Origin of the sequence: Mesorhizobium muleiense (assembly GCF_900099905.1) — a bacterium.
Lineage (GTDB): Bacteria > Pseudomonadota > Alphaproteobacteria > Rhizobiales > Rhizobiaceae > Mesorhizobium > Mesorhizobium muleiense.
Genome location: NZ_FNEE01000010.1, coordinates 41,778 through 58,480 on the forward strand (window position 1 = coordinate 41,778; position 16,703 = coordinate 58,480).

The following is a 16,703-nucleotide window of genomic DNA, read 5'->3' on the forward strand; positions in this document are numbered from 1 at the left end:
AAAGGCTCGTTTCCAGAGATCGGCTACTTGATCAGCGGCAGCAGCGTTTCGGCGGTGATGCGCATCTGGTCGGTGTAGAACTTTTCCGTGAGCACGCTGGAACCGTGGTCCTGGATGAATTTGAGCTGCTCCGGCGAGATGTCGACCGGGTTGCGGTCGACCATGTCGGGATAGGGAGCAGCCGGCGTGCGGTCGACTGGGGCGACGAACTCGTTGGTCAGCGCGCCGTCGTAACCGACTTCCTTCAGGGTGCCGACGATTTTCGGCCAGTCGATCTGCCCGAGACCGGCGGCGAAGCGGTTGTTGTCAGCGACGTGGAAATCGAACAGCCGGTTTCCGACCTGCCGGATGGCATCGTAGACGTTGAACTCCTCCATATGGAGGTGATAGGCGTCGAGGCAGACGCCGCATTCGGGGCTGACCGCATCGGCCAGCGCCAGCGCCTGGCCGCCGCGGTTGAACAGATAGGTCTCGAAGCGGTTGAGCGGCTCGATCGCGACCTCGACGCCGACCTTCTTGGCATGGGTGAAGCATTCCCTGGTGGCGTCGACCACCCATTCCCATTCTTCTTCCTCGGTGCCGTCCGGCACCACCTTGCCGACCGTGGCGGGAACGAGCGTGATGATCTCGCCGTCGAGTTCGCTGACCATCGTCAGCACGTCCTTGACGTACTGCACCGAGCGCTCGCGCTGGCCCTGGTCCCTGGCGGCGAGATTGCGCTCGCCCAGCATCAGCGTCACCGCCCCCCAGCAGCGAATGCCGTGCTCCTTCAGGAGCGCACGTGTCTCATTGATCTTGTATTGCGCGGGCTCGCCGGAAATCTCGATCGACTCATAGCCGAATTTCTTGATGCGCTTGAGCGTCGTCTCCAGCGGTTCCGCCCGCATCCAGTTGTGCGTCGAAAGATGCATGGTCTGTCCTTCCCAGAATTCGCCTGTAACAATTCGCCTGCAACGCACCCCGCCAGATTGCGTTGCATGATCCTCCCCAAGGCGCTCCAGCATTTTTCGTAACTGGTTCGACCAATTTGGCGTGACAAGAGGTCTACATCAATTTCATCTGAACGGCAAGAAATCCCGCATGGCAGCCCCATCAGGTAACTACTTCTTTGATTAGACTGGTATATTTTCCCTCTGCCAGGTCATTTGCGCAGCGCTGGCTGCGAGCGGCGGCGCTTGACCAAATGACCATATTTGGTAATACCAGAATGGCGGTGCGCACTAGCGCCTGTCGAGAAAAGACCAAAGAGGCTGGCCCTGCTTTCAATCGGCGCTATGCTTGGTCGTGGATAATGAGGGAGGATGCCGATGCCGTCGACAATGAAAGGTCCTGGGCTGTTTCTGGCGCAGTTCGCAGGCGATGCCGCACCGTTCAATTCGCTGCCGTCGATCACCAAATGGGCGGCCGGGCTGGGCTACAAGGGCGTGCAGATCCCGACCTGGGACAGCCGGCTGTTCGACCTCGAGAAAGCGGCGTCTTCCCAGGCCTATTGCGACGAGGTGAAGGGCATCTGCAGCGATGCCGGCGTCGAGATCACTGAGCTGTCGACGCATTTGCAGGGGCAGTTGGTGGCGGTGCATCCGGCCTATGACGCGCAGTTCGACGGCTTCGCACCGCCTGCGGTGCACAACAATCCGAAGGCCAGGCAGCAATGGGCGGTCGAACAGATGAAGTTCGGCGCCAAGGCTTCGAAGAACCTCGGGCTCAAGGCGTCGGTGTCGTTTTGTGGAGCGTTGGCTTTTCCCTACCTTTATCCGTGGCCGCAACGGCCTGCGGGATTGATCGAGGAAGCATTTTCCGAACTGGGAAAACGCTGGAAGCCGATCCTTGACGTCTATGAGGACAATGGCGTCGACGTCGGTTACGAAATCCATCCGGGCGAGGACGTCTTCGACGGCGCGACATTCGAGATGTTCCTTGACGCGGTGGACGGCCACAAGCGCTGCAACATCAATTACGACCCGTCGCATTTCCTGCTGCAGCAGCTCGACTATCTCGAATTCATCGACATTTATCACGAGCGGATCAAGGCCTTCCACGCCAAGGATGCCGAGTTCAATCCGACCGGCCGGCAAGGCGTCTATTCCGGTTATCAGAGCTGGACGAACCGGGCCGGGCGTTTCCGCTCGCTCGGCGATGGCCAGGTGGACTTCGGCGGCATCTTTTCCAAGCTCGCCCAGTATGACTACGATTCGTGGGCGGTTCTGGAATGGGAGTGCTGCCTGAAGCACCCCGAGGATGGCGCGGCCGAAGGCGCACCCTTCATCCAGCATCACATCATCAGGGTGACGGAAAAGGCATTCGACGACTTCGCCGGCGGTGCGACCGATAAAAAGGTGCTGCGCGCCATGATGGGAATCTAGCACCGCTTTCCCTCCCCCTCGAGGGGAGGGTCGATCCGCGCAGCGGATCGGGGTGGGGTCGCTGAGCGTGGAGCTCTGCATGAACCGACCCCTCCCGGCCCTTCGGGCCACCCTCCCCTCAAGGGGGAGGGATATTTCAGACGAGGGAGAAAAATCATGGTCGGCGCATCGAAGTCGGAAACGGGAGGCGGCCCGATCCGCTACGGCATGGTCGGCGGCGGGCAAGGCGCCTTCATCGGCGCCGTGCATCGGATCGCGGCGCGCATGGACAATGAGTTCGTGTTGGTCGCCGGTGCCCTGTCATCCGACCCGGCGCGTGCCAAGGCCTCGGCCGAGGAGCTCGGGCTCGATCCGGCGCGCAGCTACGGCTCGTTCGCCGAGATGGCCAAGGCCGAGGCCAAGCGGCCGGACGGCATTGAGGCGGTGGCCATCGTCACGCCCAACAATGTGCATGTGCCGGCGGCGAAGGCGTTTCTCGAAGCCGGCATCCACGTCATTTGCGACAAGCCGCTGGCGACGACGTTGGCGGAAGCGAAGAAGCTGGCGGCACTGGTTGAAAAGACCGGCAAGGTCTTTGTCCTCACCCACAACTACACCGCCTATCCGATGGTGCGGCAGGCGCGCGAGATGGTAGCCAAGGGGCAGCTCGGCGACATTCGCATCGTGCAGTCGGAATATCCGCAGGACTGGCTGACCGAGGACCTTGCCGCCACCGGCCAGAAGCAGGCAGCGTGGCGCTCGGATCCCAAACAGGCCGGCGCCGGGGGCGCGCTGGGCGACATCGGCACGCATGCCTACAATCTGGCACGCTTCGTCTGCGGGCTTGAGCTTGATGCGCTTTCCGCCGATCTCGACGCCTTCGTGCCGGGGCGGCAACTCGACGACAATGTCAATGTGATGCTGCGCTTCAAGCCGGTCGGCAAGTCGCACCCTGCCAAGGGCATGCTGTGGGCGAGCCAGGTGGCGCCCGGCCACGAGAACGGGCTGAAGCTGCGCATCTACGGCTCGAAAGGCGGGCTTGAATGGGTGCAGGCCGATCCGAACTACCTCTGGTACACCCCGTTCGGCCAGCCAAAGCAGTTGATTACCCGAAATGGCGCTGGCGCGCTGCCCGTCGCCGGGCGCGTCAGCCGCGTTCCGTCAGGCCATCCGGAAGGCTATCTCGAAGGCTTCGCCAACATCTATCAGGAGGCGGCCCGCGCCATCCGCGCGGCGCGCCGCAAAGGCGGTAAGCCGGCTAAGGATGTTATCTTCCCGACCATCCAGGACGGTGTCGAAGGCATGGCCTTCATCGAGGCCTGCGTGAAGTCGTCGAAGAAGAACGCAGCCTGGACGAAGCTTTGATCGCTGCGCCCCCTCACCCGGATTGCCAACCGAATTGCAAGGGCAATTCGGGGCAATCCGACCTCTCCCCGAGGGGAGAGGAGACGCCGGCGCTGCCGTCTGCCTCTTCTCCCCAGCGGGGAGAAGGTGGCCGCGAAGCGGCCGGATGAGGGGGCTTATGGCGAAGTCGGCGGAGGAGCCAGCCGGCCGTCAAAAAGGGAGGGGGCGTCGATGAAAATCGGCATGTGCATGTTTTTGTGGACGACGGCCGTGTCGAAGAAACACGAGCCGCTGCTCAGGGATATCAAGGCGACCGGCTTCGATGGCGTCGAGATACCGATCTTTGCCGGCACGCCGGACGATTACAAAAGGCTCGGCACGCTGCTCGACCGCATCGGGCTGGAGCGCACCGCCGTCTCGGCGATGGGCGATCCGGCGATGAATTTGATCTCGGCCGATGCCTCAACGCGCAAGGCCGGCATCGACTATATGAAATGGGCGATCGACTGCACACAAGCGCTTGGCGCCAAAACGCTGAGCGGCCCGCTGCATTCGACGCTGGGCGCCTTCTCCGGCAGCGGGGCGACGGCGGCGGAGAAAAAGCGTTCCGTCGCCTCGCAACGCGCCATCGGCGATCATGCCGGCAAGAACAACGTCACCATCGGGCTGGAGGCGCTCAACCGCTTCGAATGCTATCTGCTCAACACGATGGACGATCTGTCGGAGCATGTCGACACGATCGACCGGCCGCACATCAAGGCGATGTACGACACTTTCCACGCCAATATCGAAGAGACCGACGCGATCGGCGCCTATTCGCGCAACCGCAAAAATGTCGTCCATATCCATATTTCGGAGAATGATCGCGGCGTGCCGGGGCGCGGCCACATTCCGTGGCAAGAGACGTTTTCGGCCATCCGCAAGAGCGGCTATGACGACTGGCTGACGATCGAAGCCTTCGGCCGCTCGCTGAAAGATTTGGCGGCGGCCACCAAGGTGTGGCGCGATTTTTCGGAAAGCCCGGAAGCCGTCTACCGCGACGGCTACAAGCACATCAAGAGCGGCTGGAAAAAGGCTGGTGCCTGGACGCAGCCTTCCTCTCAGGCGATCTGAGCTGCCGGCGGGCGGGCGGAAACGCGCCGCTCATCATTGCTGTTTGCGACGGTCCCCATCAGCTTGCGGCGGAGATAGCTGGAGATGCTGTCGAAGATAAAAACGACAAGCAGGATCAGCAGAACCATGTAGAAAACATTGGCCCAGTTGGTGTTGGTGCGCATGGCCTCCCACAATTTCAGGCCGATGCCGCCGGCGCCGACAGCGCCGATGATCGTCGCTGACCGGGTGTTGGATTCCCAGAAATAAAGGGATTGGCTGAGGAATACCGGCAGAACCTGGGGCAGCACGCCGTAGCGCTGCACCATTGCCGGGGTGGCGCCAACCGAGCGGATGCCCTCGCGCTGCTTGTCGTCGATGTTTTCCAGCGCCTCGGAATAAAGTTTGCCCAGGGTTCCGGTGTCGGTGAAGAAGATAGCCGACATGCCGGCCAGCGGCCCAGGACCAAAGCCGCGCGTAAAGAACAGCGCCCAGATCAGCATGTCGACCGAGCGCAGGAAATCGAAGAAGCGCTTTGTCACCTGGTTGGCTATGCCGCTCGGCGTGACGTTGCGTGCAGCCAGGAAGGCGAGCGGAAAGGCGACGATCGAGGCCAGCACGGTGCCGACAAAAGCCATGACAATGGTCTGCAAGAGTTTCAGCCAGACGTCGCCGTGCTGCCACTCGGCGTTGTTCAAAATGTTGTCCCAGGCGAGCGCCGCGTTTGACCGCGACGGGTCGATGCGAGCCCCGGCGACGATCAGTGAAGCGACCTCGCTGAACGGCTTTCCCCAGAATGGCGAGTTCGTGTCGAACACGAAATTGGCCCAGCCGAAGAAACGTCGCCAGGCGACCACCTCGTCGTTCTGCACCTCAGCGCGGCCGAGAAATCCGAACGAGACATAGGCTGTCGAGCCTGGCCTGCGTTGCTCGATCCAGTCGGGCAGCGGTGTGCGCGGTGTCACAGAACTGCCCTTGGCGATGTCGAAGACGACGGTTTCGGCGCCGCGCGTCACGGTGACCAGCTTTGGCGTGACGGCGATCTGGCCATCGCCAAGGGTGACGGTCGCCGCCACGACGGCGTTCTCGCGCACCGTTTCAGGCACCGCAGGAGCGGATTGGCCCGAGGGGGCGGCCGGCTTCTCGGCAGTTGGCGCACCAGGCGCCATGAACGAATCCTGCGACGACTTGTTGGTCGCGACCGCCGGTGCCGGCACTGCCTCGACCTGCCGCTCGATGATGGCCATCTGCTTGGCCACCCAGTCGGGATCTGGATTGGATCCCAGCTTGGAGAAGCGGGAGTAGTCGATTGTCAGATGATTGTCCTTGAATTCGATGTCGGGCCGGATTTCGTAAGACACCCAGTCGGCGAGATACGCGCCGGCAAGGTTCCAGTTCGCCTTTTCCAGAACTCCGGCGACCGAGAAGAACCACGAACAATAGAAGGTGTAGAGAATGCAAAGAAGGATGCCGATCGGGGTGGCGTAGCGCTTCCACGGCGAGCGCCGGAAAGCGTCCGGGTGGCGAGCGGCGACGTCGTTGATGGCATCGGCATTCATTGCTTTACTCTCCGCGCCCGTAGGCGAACGCCTGCCGGCCGACAAGACGATGTCTTAGCCATGCCGAAAGCTGGTCGACGGCGACAATCGTGCAGAACAGCAGGAAGACGATGGCGATGGTCTTGGCCTCATGGCCCCGGCCGATCGAAAGACGCAGGGATTCGCCGATGCCGCCGGCGCCGACGGCGCCAAGTATGGTCGAAGCGCGCACATTGATCTCGAAGCGGAGCAGGAAATAGCTGATGAAGTTGGGCAGGACCTGGGGCACGATGCCGAACCACACCCGCTCGACCCAATTGGCGCCCACCGCCCGCAAGCCTTCTTCAGGCTTCATGTCAGCATTTTCGACGACTTCGAAGAACATCTTTCCGAGCGCGCCGACGGTATGGATGCTGACCGCAATGATCGCAGGAATCGGCCCTAGCGAGAAAATCGCCAGGAAAAAGCCGGCAATGACAATTTCCGGAAAGGCGCGGACGATTTCAAGGAAGCGGCGCGTGAAGAAACGGAGCCAGCGGCTGGCCGTGATATTGCCTGCGGCGAAGAAGCAGAGCAGGAAGCCGAATGTGGCGCCCACCAGCGTCGAAAACAGGGCGATGTTCAGCGTCTCGACCATCCGGTGGAAATACTCCGGAATGTAGATGCTCTGGGTGAGGTAGACCCGGCCCTCCGGGTAGTCGAACTTGAGGCTGCCGTCGTCATAGGGTGACGGCAGGTCGAACAGCGCACGCGCCGGGTCGAACCAGTCGCGCGGCTTCAACTCGGCGAAAAAGTCGGCGACGTGGGGAAGGCGGTCGAAGAACTTTCCGGCGTTGGTTTCGTTGGCGAACCAGAGCGAGCCGGAGAGTGCAAGAAACAGGAAAACCAGGCCGCCGATCGTGTAAAGGCGCCGGCGGGCGGCAAGATCGCGCCAGTGCCGCTCGACGGTGGCTCCCTCCGGTGAAAGCGCGGGCGCGCGGTAAATTTCGGTCGCACTCATCGATTTTTTTCCCGGCCCCTGATGCGGCAACGCCGCCGGCGGCACGTGGCCCCGGCGGCGTTTTGGCAGTTTGCCTTACGAGCCGATCTTCGCCTTACGGGCGTCGATGATCGGCTGGTAGAATTCCGGGGTAACCGGCGAATAGCCCTTGTAATCGCCGCCTTGAATTGCCGAGAAACAGGCCGGATCGGTTTCCGGAAGCTTGGTCAGGAAATCGGTGATCTTCTGCCTGGTGCCGGCGTCGATCGACGTACGCAATACCAGCGGGCCGTTCGGGATCAGGGGCGACTGCCACAGTTCGACGAGGTCATCCATCTTGAGGACGCCCTTGTCGACCATCTTGCGCAGATTGCCCGAGCTGTAGCCGTCGTTGAAGTCGCCGACGCCTGAGGCCCAGGTGGTGCCGGCATCGAACGTGCCCTTCAGGACTTCAAGGACAAGCTGTTCATGGCCGCCGCCGAAACCGGTCGACGCGAAGTAGCTCTTCACATCCATGCCGATGTCCTTGGGCAGTGACGTGACCGGGATCAGGTAACCAGAAGTCGAATCGGGATCGGCGAAACCGAGTTTCTTACCCTTCATGTCGGCGAGCGTCTTGATGCCGGAATCAGCACGCGCGACCATGACCGCACGGTAGCCGGTCGAGCCGTCGGTCTGGATCGTCGTCAGGATCGGTTGAACCGCGTCCTTGTTTTCGAGATAGACCTTGGCGTAGGCCGAAGCGCCGAGCTCGGCAAAGTCGAGCGTGCCGCCGAGCAGGCCCTGGATGACGCCGTCGTAGTCAGCGGCCGGGAACAGCGAAACTTTTTCCACGCCGAGGACTTGCTTGATGTGGTCGGCGAAGCACTGGTAGTTGCGCAGGCGGTCGGCTTCGTTCTCGCCGCCCAGAATGCCGACGCGGAATTCCTTCAGGTCCTGTGCCTGGACCGCGCCCATCGCCATGGCGAGGATGGAAACGGCACCGAAAAGTATTTTTTTAAACATTTCGCGTCTCTCCTGTTGGTTCCGGCGTCGCGCCGGCAGCGTTCGAATATTGACGGCGCCTTTTTATGCCCGGCCTTGATGCGGACTGCCGGTCCAGGCGCTCTTTCGTCGTCTGCTTTCGTATACTCGTATACCGGTATCCACTTGCCGGGATCGTTGGAGCTAGTAGCCGGGAAATGCCGGCTCTAGCGGTCCGGCGGATGCGGCGATCTTTTGCTTGATGGCGACGCTGGTCGAGGTGATCGCCTCGGAAATTTCGCCGCCATTGCTGTCGGCGCCGTAGACCATGCGCACGGCCTCGCGGTTGAGCTCTTCGGGCGGTCCGTCGAACACCACCTTGCCGGCGGCCATGCCGATGATGCGGTTGCAATAGGTGCGCGCGGTATCCAGCGTGTGCAGATTGGTGACGACGGTGAGGCCCTCGCGCAGATTGATGTCCTGCAGCGAATCCATCACCACCTTGGCATTGAGCGGGTCGAGCGAGGCGATCGGCTCGTCGGCGAGGATGACTTTCGGCTGCTGCATCATGGCACGGGCAATCGCAACGCGCTGCTGCTGGCCGCCGGACAAGGTGCCGGCCGGCTGAAGCGCCGTGCCGGCGATGTCGAGGCGTTCGAGCGCGGCGATTGCCTCGGCCCGTTCCTCGCGGGAGAAGACACCGAGCAGATTGACAAGGGTCGAGCGGTGATTGAGCCGCCCGAGCAGCACATTGGTCAAAACGTCAAGGCGCGGCACCAGGTTGAATTGCTGAAAGATCATGGCGCAATCGCGCTGCCAGCGCCTGAGCAGCGAACCGCGCAGGCTGGAGACTTCGGCGCCGTCAAAGAAAATCGAGCCCTGGCTGGGATCGATGAGGCGGTTAATCATGCGCAAAAGCGTCGACTTGCCGGCGCCCGAGCGGCCGATGATGCCGACCATCTGGCCTTGAGGGATCGAGATGTCGACATTGCTGACGGCGGTGTTCCTGCCAAACCGACGGGTGACGCCGCGGATTTCGAGCGTGGCTGAGGTTGCTGACATAGGCAAGTTCCAGTCCAGTCGCGTTTCGAAGGTCTGTTAGCCTTGGCTAGCGCAGCCGCATGAAACCGCGGTGTCGGATTGATGTCAGTTTTGTTACCGTCCACAGCTGGAAGGGGGCAAGCCGGCGGACGCGGTTCGATCAAGTGAATGGTGAATGGTGAATGGTGAATGGTGAATGGTGAATGGTGACAAGAACGGCTTCCCTGCCGCCATTCACTATTCACCATTCACCATTCACTAGCCGCCGTATTTTTCCAGAAATGCTTCCGCCGAAAGCGCGCGAAAATCGTCGAGCGCGGCGCGCAGGCGGGCGTGGTTCCAATCCCACCAGGCAAGTGCCTGATAGCGTTCCGCCGTGCGGCGGTCGAAGCGTTCGCGGATCGGTTTGGCCGGCACGCCGCCGACGATGGTGTAGGGCGCGACGTCTTTCGACACCACGGCGCCGGCGCCGACTGCCGCACCGTCGCCGACGCTGACGCCGGGCAGGATGGTCGAGCCGTGGCCAAGCCAGGTGTCGTGGCCGATGGTGACCCGTTTGGCGCGGCGCTGGGCAAAGAATTCGCTCTCGTGCTCGGCGTCGTCCCAATAGTCAGAGGCGCGATAGGTGAAATGGTGTAGCGTCGGCCGCCAGGTCGGATGGTTGGTGGCGTTGATGCGCACGCTGGCGGCGATGTTGGCGAATTTGCCGATCGTCGCGCACCAGGCGCTGCAGTCCTGCATCATGTAGGAATAGTCGCCGAGCGTACTTTCCGAAAGCCGGCAGCGTTCGGCGATCTCGGTCCAGCGGCCGAGCGTCGAGTTGTCGACTTCCGCTGTCTCGTGGACAAGCGGCGTTTCCGACAGTTTTCGGGTCATGCGGCGATTTTCCCGGCGGCAAAAGCGGTCACGTCGATGACGCGGTCGGCCACTGCCTCGCGCACGTCGTGGTCGTGGAAGATGCCAAGCAGGGCGACGCCGGCCGCCTTCTTGGCCGCGATCAGCGCAATCACCACGTCGCGGTTGCTGGCGTCGAGCGAAGCGGTCGGTTCGTCGAGCAGCAGGATCGGGTGCTGGGTGATGAAGCCGCGCGCGATGTTGACGCGCTGCTGCTCGCCGCCGGAAAAGGTCGCCGGCGGCAGTGCCCAGAGCTTTTCCAGCAGGTTGAGTTGCGCCAGCAAGGCGCGTGCCTTGCCGCGCGCGACCTCGCGGTCCTCGCCGCGCTCGACCAGCGGTTCGGCGACGACATCCAGCGCCGAGACGCGCGGCACGGTGCGCAGGAACTGGCTGACATAGCCGATCGTGAGCCGGCGCACGGCAAGCACGGTGCGTGGGCTGGCCGTCGCCAGATCGATGAGCCCGTCCTCGTGCTGGACGATGATCTGGCCTGCATCGACGGCATAGTTGCCGTAGAGCATCTTCAGGATCGAGCTCTTGCCGGCGCCGGAGGGGCCGCCGAGCACGGCGCATTCGCCGCTCCTGATCGAGAACGACACGCCGGCGACGACCGGCAGTTTGATGCCGTCACGCAGATGCATGGTGAAGCTCTTGGCGACATCGGAGACGACGAGCGGGGTTGCCATGATCACACCTGCAGAATGGAAGAAACGAGAAGCTGGGTGTAGGGCGCGCGCGGGTCATCGAGCACGCGGTCGGTGAGGCCGCTTTCGACGACGCGGCCGTCCTTCATCACCATCATGCGTTGCGACAGCAGACGCGCCACCGCAAGGTCATGGGTGACGACGATCGCAGCGAGGCCGAGATCGGTGACCAGGCCGCGCAACAGGTCGAGCAGGCGCGCCTGCACGGAAACGTCGAGGCCGCCGGTCGGCTCGTCCATGAACACCAGCCGCGGCCCGGTGACGAGGTTGCGGGCGATCTGCAGGCGCTGGCGCATGCCGCCGGAAAAGGCGCGCGGTTCGTCGTCGATACGGTCCTCGTCGATCTCGACGCGCGACAGCCAGTCGACGGCGGTAGCGCGGATTTTGCCATAGTGGCGGTCGCCGACCGCCATCAGCCGCTCGCCGACATTGGCGCCGGCCGACACCGTCATGCGCAGCCCGTCGGCGGGGTTCTGATGGACAAAACCCCAGTCGGTGCGCATCAGGAAGCGGCGCTCGGCCTCGCTCATGCGGTATAGCTCGCGAAACTGGCCGTCGCGCATGCGGTAGCTGGCGGTGCCGGAACTCGGCAGCAATCTGGTCGACAGGCAGTTGAGCAGCGTCGTCTTGCCGGATCCGGATTCGCCGACCACTGCCAGCACCTCGCCCGGCCACAGGTCGAAGCTGACGTTCTCGCAACCAATGCGCGAACCGTAGAACTTGGACAGCGCGGAAACGCGCAGCAGCGGTTCGTCGGTCATTGCGCCGGCTCCCTTTTTTCCAGGGCAGGAGGGGTCTCGGGCGCAAGGTGGCCGCGATGGCCTTGCTCGCGCCGCTTCTCGCAATGGTCGGTATCGGAGCAGACGAACATGTGGCCGCCATGGTCGTCGAGGATGACCTCGTCGAGATAGACGTTCTCGGCCGCGCACAGTGCGCAGGGCTGGTCGAAGGTCTGCACCTCGAACGGATGGTCCTCGAAGTCGAGGCTGACTACGTCGGTGAAAGGCGGCAGCGCATAGATGCGCTTTTCGCGGCCGGCGCCGAACAGTTGCAGGGCCGGCGAACGGTGCATTTTCGGGTTATCGAACTTCGGCGTCGGCGACGGGTCCATCACATAGCGACCCTCGACCTTGACCGGATAGGCATAGGTGGTGGCGATGCGGCCGTGCCGGGCGATGTCTTCGTAAAGTTTTACATGCATGAGGCCGTATTCCTCCAGCGCATGCATTTTCCGCGTTTCCGTCTCGCGCGGCTCGAGGAAGCGCAGCGGCTCGGGGATTGGCACCTGATAGACCAGCACCTGGCCTGCTGTCAGCGGATGTTCGGGAATGCGGTGGCGGGTCTGGATGATGGTCGCCTTCGCCGTGTCGGTGGTGACGGCGACATTGGCGACTTTTTTGAAGAAGGCGCGGATCGAGACGGCATTGGTAGTGTCGTCGGCGCCCTGGTCTATGACCTTCAGCACGTCTTCCGGACCGATGATCGAAGCGGTGACCTGGACGCCGCCGGTGCCCCAGCCATAGGGCATCGGCATTTCGCGTGAGGCGAACGGCACCTGATAGCCGGGAATGGCGATGCCCTTGAGGATCGCGCGGCGGATCATCCGCTTGGTCTGCTCGTCGAGATAGGCGAAGTTGTAAGTGGCGATGTCGGTCGGTTGTGCGGTCATTCCGCGGCCTCCCTTTTTTCCTCGGCCTTGCCGGCGTTTTCGCGGGCGTCATGCTCGGCGCGCATGCGGCGCACCAGGTCGAGCTCGGCCTGGAAATCGACGTAGTGCGGCAGCTTGAGGTGCTCGACGAAACCGGTCGCCTGGACATTGTCGGAATGCGAGATGACGAATTCCTCGTCCTGGGCTGCGGCGACGACATCTTCGCCGAATTCGGTTGCACGAAGCGCGCGGTCGCAGAGCGCCATGGCCATCGCCTTACGCTCGCTCTGGCCGAAGACGAGGCCGTAGCCGCGGGTGAATTGCGGCGGCGCCTTTGTCGAGCCCTTGAACTGGTTGACCATCTGGCACTCGGTGACACGCGCAGAACCGAGCGGTACGGCGAATGGCAGCTCCGGCACGTCGAGTTCCAGCTCGACCTCGCCGATGCGAACCTCGCCGACGAAGGGATGGTTGCGGGCATAGCCGCGTTGGGTGGAATAGCCGAGCGCCAGCAAAAAACCTTCGTCACCGCGCGACAGCGCCTGCAGGCGGATGTCGCGCGCCATCGGAAATTCCAGCGGCTCGCGGGTGATGTCGCCCGGGATATGGTCCTGCGGCATGTCGCCGTCGGGTTCGATCAGGCCTTCGCGGGCGAGGATGGCGGAGACACGCGGCATGGCGTCCGCGTCGCTGGCACGCTGCAGCGGCTCGGCGACCTCGCCGCCGGCGGCAAGCTCGGGGTCGAGCAACCTGTGCGTGTAGTCGAAGGTCGGGCCGAGCAGCTGGCCGCCGGGAAGATCCTTGTAGGTCGCCGACACCCGCCGCTCGACCAGCATCGCCCCGGTGTCGATCGCCCTGGTGTAGCCGAAGCGCGGCAGCGTGGTGCGATAGGCGCGAACTAGGAAGATCGCCTCGATCATGTCGCCGCGCGCCTGAACGATGGCCAGCGCCGCCAATTCGCGGTCGTAGAGCGAACCTTCGCTCATCACCCGGTCGACGCCGAGCGCCAGCTGCTCGACGATCTGGTCGAGGCGGAGCGCCGGCACGGAACGGTCGCCGCGGCGGCGGTCGGCGAGCAGGGCGTGGGCGTTGGCAATGGCCGCTTCACCGCCTTTTACCGCGACATACATATCACGCCTCCATCGTCTTGATGCGCGTCGTGCGCGGCAGGCAGGCAACGCCTTCCGGGGTGGCGAGGATAATGTCGACACCACGGGGAAAACGCTGATTGTTCTGCTTCCATTGTTCGACGAAGTGGCGCGGCATCTGCGCTGGCGCGATTGTCGCGGTTGTTTCGATGCCGGGACCTTCGAGCAGCAGCGGGGCGCCTGAGACGAGATCGCTGACCTGCAGGATCAGCGTCGTCGAGCGGTCGGGATAGTCCTGGGTGCCTTGTGAAAAGCCGTCGAGCGCCATCATCTCGGCCGGCGTGGCGATCAGCGCGAAATGCGCATCGGCTGGCGTGTGGGCCAGTGGCGCGCCGGTGTGGAAGCCGAGCCAGGATTTCACCGCTGCTGGGGCCTGCAGAACGAGGTCGAGCCAGAGCGGCGTGTCGTTGTCGCACAGCGCCAGCGCGATGGCGCCTGCGGTGGCCGACAGCGGCGCCGGCGGGCGGGCAAAGACCGGCAGAGGCTGCAGGGTGCCCGGCCGCGCCATTGCGTCCATCACGGCGCGGAACACTGTCTGGGCGTCGAACACCGGATCGGCAAAGCCGCCCTCGATCGCCTGGGTTGCGATGTCCATCAGTCTTCTCCGCGCACCATGGTGAAGAAATCGACCTTCGTTGCCGCCGTCTCGGCGCGCCGCCGCTCACGTCGGCTGGCCAGTGCGGCCTGCAGCGGCGCAATGAGTTTGCTCTCGACCTCGGTGCGGCGGGTGGGATCCTGCCAGAGCGCGTCGGCGATCGCCGCCAGTTTTGCTTTCTGCTTGTCACGGCCCAGCACGTAGCAGTGGCCGACTTCTCCCGAGGCAAGCCGCACCGTCGCGCGGGTGACCGTCGCCTCGCCGAGGTTGAATGGCGCGCCGCCGCCGCCGATTCGGCCACGCACGGTGACCAGGCCGGTTTCGGGACCGCGCAGGAACTCTGCTTCCGAAGGCAGGCCGGCTTCGTTCCAGAGGCGGACGATATCGTCGCCGGTCGATTGCGCCAGCGTCGCCATGACGGCCTTGCGCTCAAGCTGCTGATCGCGCGCTTCCTGTCCTCGCATGGTTAACATTCCCTTGCATCGAAATTTGTCCATTGATATAGACAATTATACAAATTATATCTATTTTCTAATGCGTGTCCATGACGGATGGATGACAGGGGCGAAAAGATCGGGGCAAAGAGATGATCGGTCAGCAGATGGCCAACAGCTTGGAGCGGCGCAGCGGCGTCTCGCTGTGGCGGCAGATCGCCGACCAGATCCTGCAATCGATCGCCGTCGGCGACTTTGCCGAGAATGCTGCGTTGCCACCGGAAGTTGCACTGGCCGAGCGCTATGGCGTCAATCGCCATACGGTGCGCAGCGCCATCGCCGCGCTGGTGCAGGATGGCGTGCTTAGAGCCGAACAGGGGCGCGGCACTTTTGTGCTGTCGCGCAAGCGCCTGTCCTATCCGATCGGCGCCCGCACCCGCTTTTCGGAGGGCTTGCAAGGGCAGGCGTCGGAGCGTCGCAGCGTGCTGCTCGAATCGGCGGTCGAGCCGGCCAGCCGGCGCGTCGCCGAAGGGCTGGGGCTTGCCAGGGGTTCGACTGTCATACGCCTCGAGACACGCGGCGAAGCCGATGGGCAACCGGTCTCGCGTGCCACCGGCTGGTTCGACGCGGCTCGCTTCGCCGGCATCGATGCCGCCATGGCCGAAACCGGATCGGTGACCGCCTCATTTCGGCGTTTCGGCATCGGTGACTATCTCAGACAATCGACGGTGTTGTCGGCCCGCCACGCGGACGCCGCCGACCTTGCCGATCTCGATCTGCAGCCCGGCGCCATCGTGCTGGTCACGGTCGCCGTCAACGTCACGCCGGACGGCCAGCCGATCCAGTTCGCCGAAACGCGGTTTCCGGCCGAGCGGGTCGAGCTCAAGATATCGGCGCTTTAGGTCCGGTTCATCCGACCTGGATGACGGCCTTGATCAGGCCGGATTTTGCATGCGCCCAGCGGGCGAGGTCGCGCGGCGTGTCGCCAAGCGTCGTGCGATGGGTGACGAGCTTTGCCAGCGGCACAGCACCATCGCGGATCGAGGCAGCGACATGGTCGAAGTCGGCGCGCAGCGCGTTGCGGCTGCCGATCAGCGTCATCTCACGCTTGTGGAATTCAGGATCGGAAAAGACGATGTCGTCCTTGACGACGCTGACCAGGACCAGCATCCCGCCATGCGCGACATGGGCGAAGGCTGACTGGACGGACTGGGTGTTGCCGGTGGCATCGAAGACCGCGTCAAAACCTTCGCCGTTGGTCGCCTCGCGCACCAGATCGGTCGCAGACTGCCGCGAGGCGTCGAGAGTGGCGAAGCCGAGTTCGCTTGCAGCAAAACCCAGCCTCTCCGCACTCATGTCGAGCAGCGTTACGTCGAGGCCGGCGATGCGGGCAAACAGCGCTGTGCCGAGGCCGATCGGCCCGGCGCCGATGACCAGCGCGCGCGCGCCGGGATCAGCCAGCGAGCGCCGCACGGCATGCGCCCCGATCGCCAGGAATTCGACGGCGGCGGCATCGGCCAGCGACAGGCCGTTGGCCGGGTAAAGATTTTGCGCCGGCACCAGGATCCGTTCGCACATGGCGCCGTCGCGGTGGACGCCGAGCACTTCGATCCCGACGCAGCAATTCGGCTTGCCTTGGCGGCAGGCGATGCATTTGCCGCAGGCGAGATAAGGATTGATGATCACCGGCTCGCCCACAGCCAGATCGACGCCTTCGCCGGCCTCGATCACGGTGCCGGAGACCTCGTGACCCATGATGCGGGGATAGGCGAGGAACGGATGCTTGCCCTCGAAGATGTGATAGTCGGTGCCGCAGATGCCGACATGACTGACCGCGACCAGCGCCCAGCCCGGCGGTGGTGTGCTCGGCGCCGGGCGGTCTTCCACAACAAGATCGCCGGGCGAACGGCAGATGACGGCTTTCATGCTTTGATCCACTCGGTTGATGGCACCGCCGGCCCGATCGCCGGGCCGGCGGTTG

The 16,703-nt window shown here is 63.5% G+C and carries 17 protein-coding genes; 4 read left to right on the forward strand and 13 right to left on the reverse strand.

Annotated elements, in window-relative coordinates:
* Positions 1-23: 23 nt before the first annotated feature.
* Entirely contained in the window at positions 24-911 is an 888-nt protein-coding gene (locus BLT09_RS18390; protein WP_091595403.1) for a sugar phosphate isomerase/epimerase family protein, read from the reverse strand.
* A 396-nt stretch (positions 912-1,307) separates the two neighbouring features.
* Here BLT09_RS18390 and BLT09_RS18395 point away from each other — a divergent pair, with 396 nt between their 5' ends.
* The 3 genes from BLT09_RS18395 (at position 1,308) to BLT09_RS18405 (ending at position 4,799) form a co-directional block, all read left to right on the forward strand.
* A complete protein-coding gene (locus BLT09_RS18395) occupies positions 1,308-2,363 on the forward strand; it encodes a sugar phosphate isomerase/epimerase family protein (protein WP_091595657.1) in 1,056 nt (351 codons plus the stop codon).
* A 156-nt stretch (positions 2,364-2,519) separates the two neighbouring features.
* Positions 2,520-3,707 (forward strand): Gfo/Idh/MocA family protein, encoded by a 1,188-nt coding sequence (locus BLT09_RS18400; protein WP_091595405.1) that lies wholly within the window; start codon positions 2,520-2,522, stop codon positions 3,705-3,707.
* Positions 3,708-3,917: 210 nt separating this feature from the next.
* Positions 3,918-4,799: a sugar phosphate isomerase/epimerase family protein gene (locus BLT09_RS18405; RefSeq protein ID WP_091595659.1), complete on the forward strand. Its 882-nt coding sequence runs from the start codon at positions 3,918-3,920 to the stop codon at positions 4,797-4,799.
* On the opposite strand, the gene phnE (BLT09_RS18410) is transcribed toward BLT09_RS18405, so the two are convergent.
* The 11 genes from phnE (BLT09_RS18410) to phnG form a co-directional block, all read right to left on the reverse strand.
* The gene (gene phnE / locus BLT09_RS18410; RefSeq protein WP_091595407.1) at positions 4,787-6,337 is read right to left on the reverse strand and encodes a phosphonate ABC transporter, permease protein PhnE; all 1,551 of its coding nucleotides are present in this window, start codon (positions 6,335-6,337) and stop codon (positions 4,787-4,789) included. The genes BLT09_RS18405 and phnE (BLT09_RS18410) overlap by 13 nt on opposite strands.
* A gap of 4 nt (positions 6,338-6,341) precedes the next feature.
* On the reverse strand, positions 6,342-7,316 hold the full coding sequence (gene phnE, locus BLT09_RS18415) for a phosphonate ABC transporter, permease protein PhnE (RefSeq protein ID WP_091595409.1): 975 nt from the start codon (positions 7,314-7,316) through the stop codon (positions 6,342-6,344).
* Between the two features lie 75 nt (positions 7,317-7,391).
* Positions 7,392-8,300: a phosphonate ABC transporter substrate-binding protein gene (gene phnD, locus BLT09_RS18420; RefSeq protein ID WP_091595411.1), complete on the reverse strand. Its 909-nt coding sequence runs from the start codon at positions 8,298-8,300 to the stop codon at positions 7,392-7,394.
* A gap of 162 nt (positions 8,301-8,462) precedes the next feature.
* Entirely contained in the window at positions 8,463-9,320 is an 858-nt protein-coding gene (phnC, locus tag BLT09_RS18425; protein WP_091595413.1) for a phosphonate ABC transporter ATP-binding protein, read from the reverse strand.
* 237 nt (positions 9,321-9,557) lie between these two features.
* The gene (locus tag BLT09_RS18430; protein WP_091595415.1) at positions 9,558-10,175 is read right to left on the reverse strand and encodes a DapH/DapD/GlmU-related protein; all 618 of its coding nucleotides are present in this window, start codon (positions 10,173-10,175) and stop codon (positions 9,558-9,560) included.
* Complete coding sequence (gene phnL / locus BLT09_RS18435) at positions 10,172-10,879, reverse strand: phosphonate C-P lyase system protein PhnL (protein ID WP_091595417.1); 708 nt, start codon at positions 10,877-10,879, stop codon at positions 10,172-10,174. The genes BLT09_RS18430 and phnL overlap by 4 nt, the downstream gene beginning before the upstream one ends.
* A 2-nt stretch (positions 10,880-10,881) precedes the next feature.
* The gene (gene phnK, locus BLT09_RS18440) at positions 10,882-11,658 is read right to left on the reverse strand and encodes a phosphonate C-P lyase system protein PhnK (protein WP_091595419.1); all 777 of its coding nucleotides are present in this window, start codon (positions 11,656-11,658) and stop codon (positions 10,882-10,884) included.
* Positions 11,655-12,566: an alpha-D-ribose 1-methylphosphonate 5-phosphate C-P-lyase PhnJ gene (locus BLT09_RS18445; protein WP_091595421.1), complete on the reverse strand. Its 912-nt coding sequence runs from the start codon at positions 12,564-12,566 to the stop codon at positions 11,655-11,657. Before BLT09_RS18445 ends, phnK begins: the two co-directional genes overlap by 4 nt.
* Positions 12,563-13,675, reverse strand: coding sequence for a carbon-phosphorus lyase complex subunit (locus BLT09_RS18450; protein WP_091595424.1), 1,113 nt, complete (start codon positions 13,673-13,675; stop codon positions 12,563-12,565). The genes BLT09_RS18445 and BLT09_RS18450 overlap by 4 nt, the downstream gene beginning before the upstream one ends.
* Before the next feature lies 1 nt (position 13,676).
* On the reverse strand, positions 13,677-14,288 hold the full coding sequence (phnH, locus tag BLT09_RS18455; RefSeq protein ID WP_091595426.1) for a phosphonate C-P lyase system protein PhnH: 612 nt from the start codon (positions 14,286-14,288) through the stop codon (positions 13,677-13,679).
* On the reverse strand, positions 14,288-14,752 hold the full coding sequence (gene phnG / locus BLT09_RS18460; protein WP_091595428.1) for a phosphonate C-P lyase system protein PhnG: 465 nt from the start codon (positions 14,750-14,752) through the stop codon (positions 14,288-14,290). Before phnG ends, phnH begins: the two co-directional genes overlap by 1 nt.
* 122 nt (positions 14,753-14,874) lie before the next feature.
* On the opposite strand from phnG, the gene phnF reads away from it, so the two are divergent.
* Positions 14,875-15,624 carry a phosphonate metabolism transcriptional regulator PhnF gene (phnF, locus tag BLT09_RS18465; protein WP_091595430.1) on the forward strand — a complete coding sequence of 250 codons (750 nt, stop codon included), beginning with the start codon at positions 14,875-14,877 and terminating at the stop codon, positions 15,622-15,624.
* Positions 15,625-15,631: 7 nt separating this feature from the next.
* On the opposite strand, the gene BLT09_RS18470 is transcribed toward phnF, so the two are convergent.
* Entirely contained in the window at positions 15,632-16,648 is a 1,017-nt protein-coding gene (locus BLT09_RS18470; RefSeq protein ID WP_091595432.1) for a zinc-binding alcohol dehydrogenase family protein, read from the reverse strand.
* Positions 16,649-16,703: the final 55 nt, after the last annotated feature.

What these genes read in the sequence shown, in the direction of transcription:
- BLT09_RS18390 (WP_091595403.1), bottom strand. Translation starts at nt 911, where the DNA reads ATGCATCTTTCGACGCACAACTGGATGCGGGCGGAACCGCTGGAGACG.
- BLT09_RS18450 (WP_091595424.1), bottom strand. Translation starts at nt 13,675, where the DNA reads ATGTATGTCGCGGTAAAAGGCGGTGAAGCGGCCATTGCCAACGCCCAC.
- phnD (WP_091595411.1), bottom strand. Translation starts at nt 8,300, where the DNA reads ATGTTTAAAAAAATACTTTTCGGTGCCGTTTCCATCCTCGCCATGGCG.
- BLT09_RS18395 (WP_091595657.1), top strand. Translation starts at nt 1,308, where the DNA reads ATGCCGTCGACAATGAAAGGTCCTGGGCTGTTTCTGGCGCAGTTCGCA.
- BLT09_RS18430 (WP_091595415.1), bottom strand. Translation starts at nt 10,175, where the DNA reads ATGACCCGAAAACTGTCGGAAACGCCGCTTGTCCACGAGACAGCGGAA.
- phnC (WP_091595413.1), bottom strand. Translation starts at nt 9,320, where the DNA reads ATGTCAGCAACCTCAGCCACGCTCGAAATCCGCGGCGTCACCCGTCGG.
- phnE (WP_091595407.1), bottom strand. Translation starts at nt 6,337, where the DNA reads ATGAATGCCGATGCCATCAACGACGTCGCCGCTCGCCACCCGGACGCT.
- BLT09_RS18470 (WP_091595432.1), bottom strand. Translation starts at nt 16,648, where the DNA reads ATGAAAGCCGTCATCTGCCGTTCGCCCGGCGATCTTGTTGTGGAAGAC.
- phnK (WP_091595419.1), bottom strand. Translation starts at nt 11,658, where the DNA reads ATGACCGACGAACCGCTGCTGCGCGTTTCCGCGCTGTCCAAGTTCTAC.
- phnE (WP_091595409.1), bottom strand. Translation starts at nt 7,316, where the DNA reads ATGAGTGCGACCGAAATTTACCGCGCGCCCGCGCTTTCACCGGAGGGA.
- phnH (WP_091595426.1), bottom strand. Translation starts at nt 14,288, where the DNA reads ATGGACATCGCAACCCAGGCGATCGAGGGCGGCTTTGCCGATCCGGTG.
- phnF (WP_091595430.1), top strand. Translation starts at nt 14,875, where the DNA reads ATGATCGGTCAGCAGATGGCCAACAGCTTGGAGCGGCGCAGCGGCGTC.
- phnG (WP_091595428.1), bottom strand. Translation starts at nt 14,752, where the DNA reads ATGCGAGGACAGGAAGCGCGCGATCAGCAGCTTGAGCGCAAGGCCGTC.
- BLT09_RS18405 (WP_091595659.1), top strand. Translation starts at nt 3,918, where the DNA reads ATGAAAATCGGCATGTGCATGTTTTTGTGGACGACGGCCGTGTCGAAG.
- BLT09_RS18400 (WP_091595405.1), top strand. Translation starts at nt 2,520, where the DNA reads ATGGTCGGCGCATCGAAGTCGGAAACGGGAGGCGGCCCGATCCGCTAC.
- BLT09_RS18445 (WP_091595421.1), bottom strand. Translation starts at nt 12,566, where the DNA reads ATGACCGCACAACCGACCGACATCGCCACTTACAACTTCGCCTATCTC.
- phnL (WP_091595417.1), bottom strand. Translation starts at nt 10,879, where the DNA reads ATGGCAACCCCGCTCGTCGTCTCCGATGTCGCCAAGAGCTTCACCATG.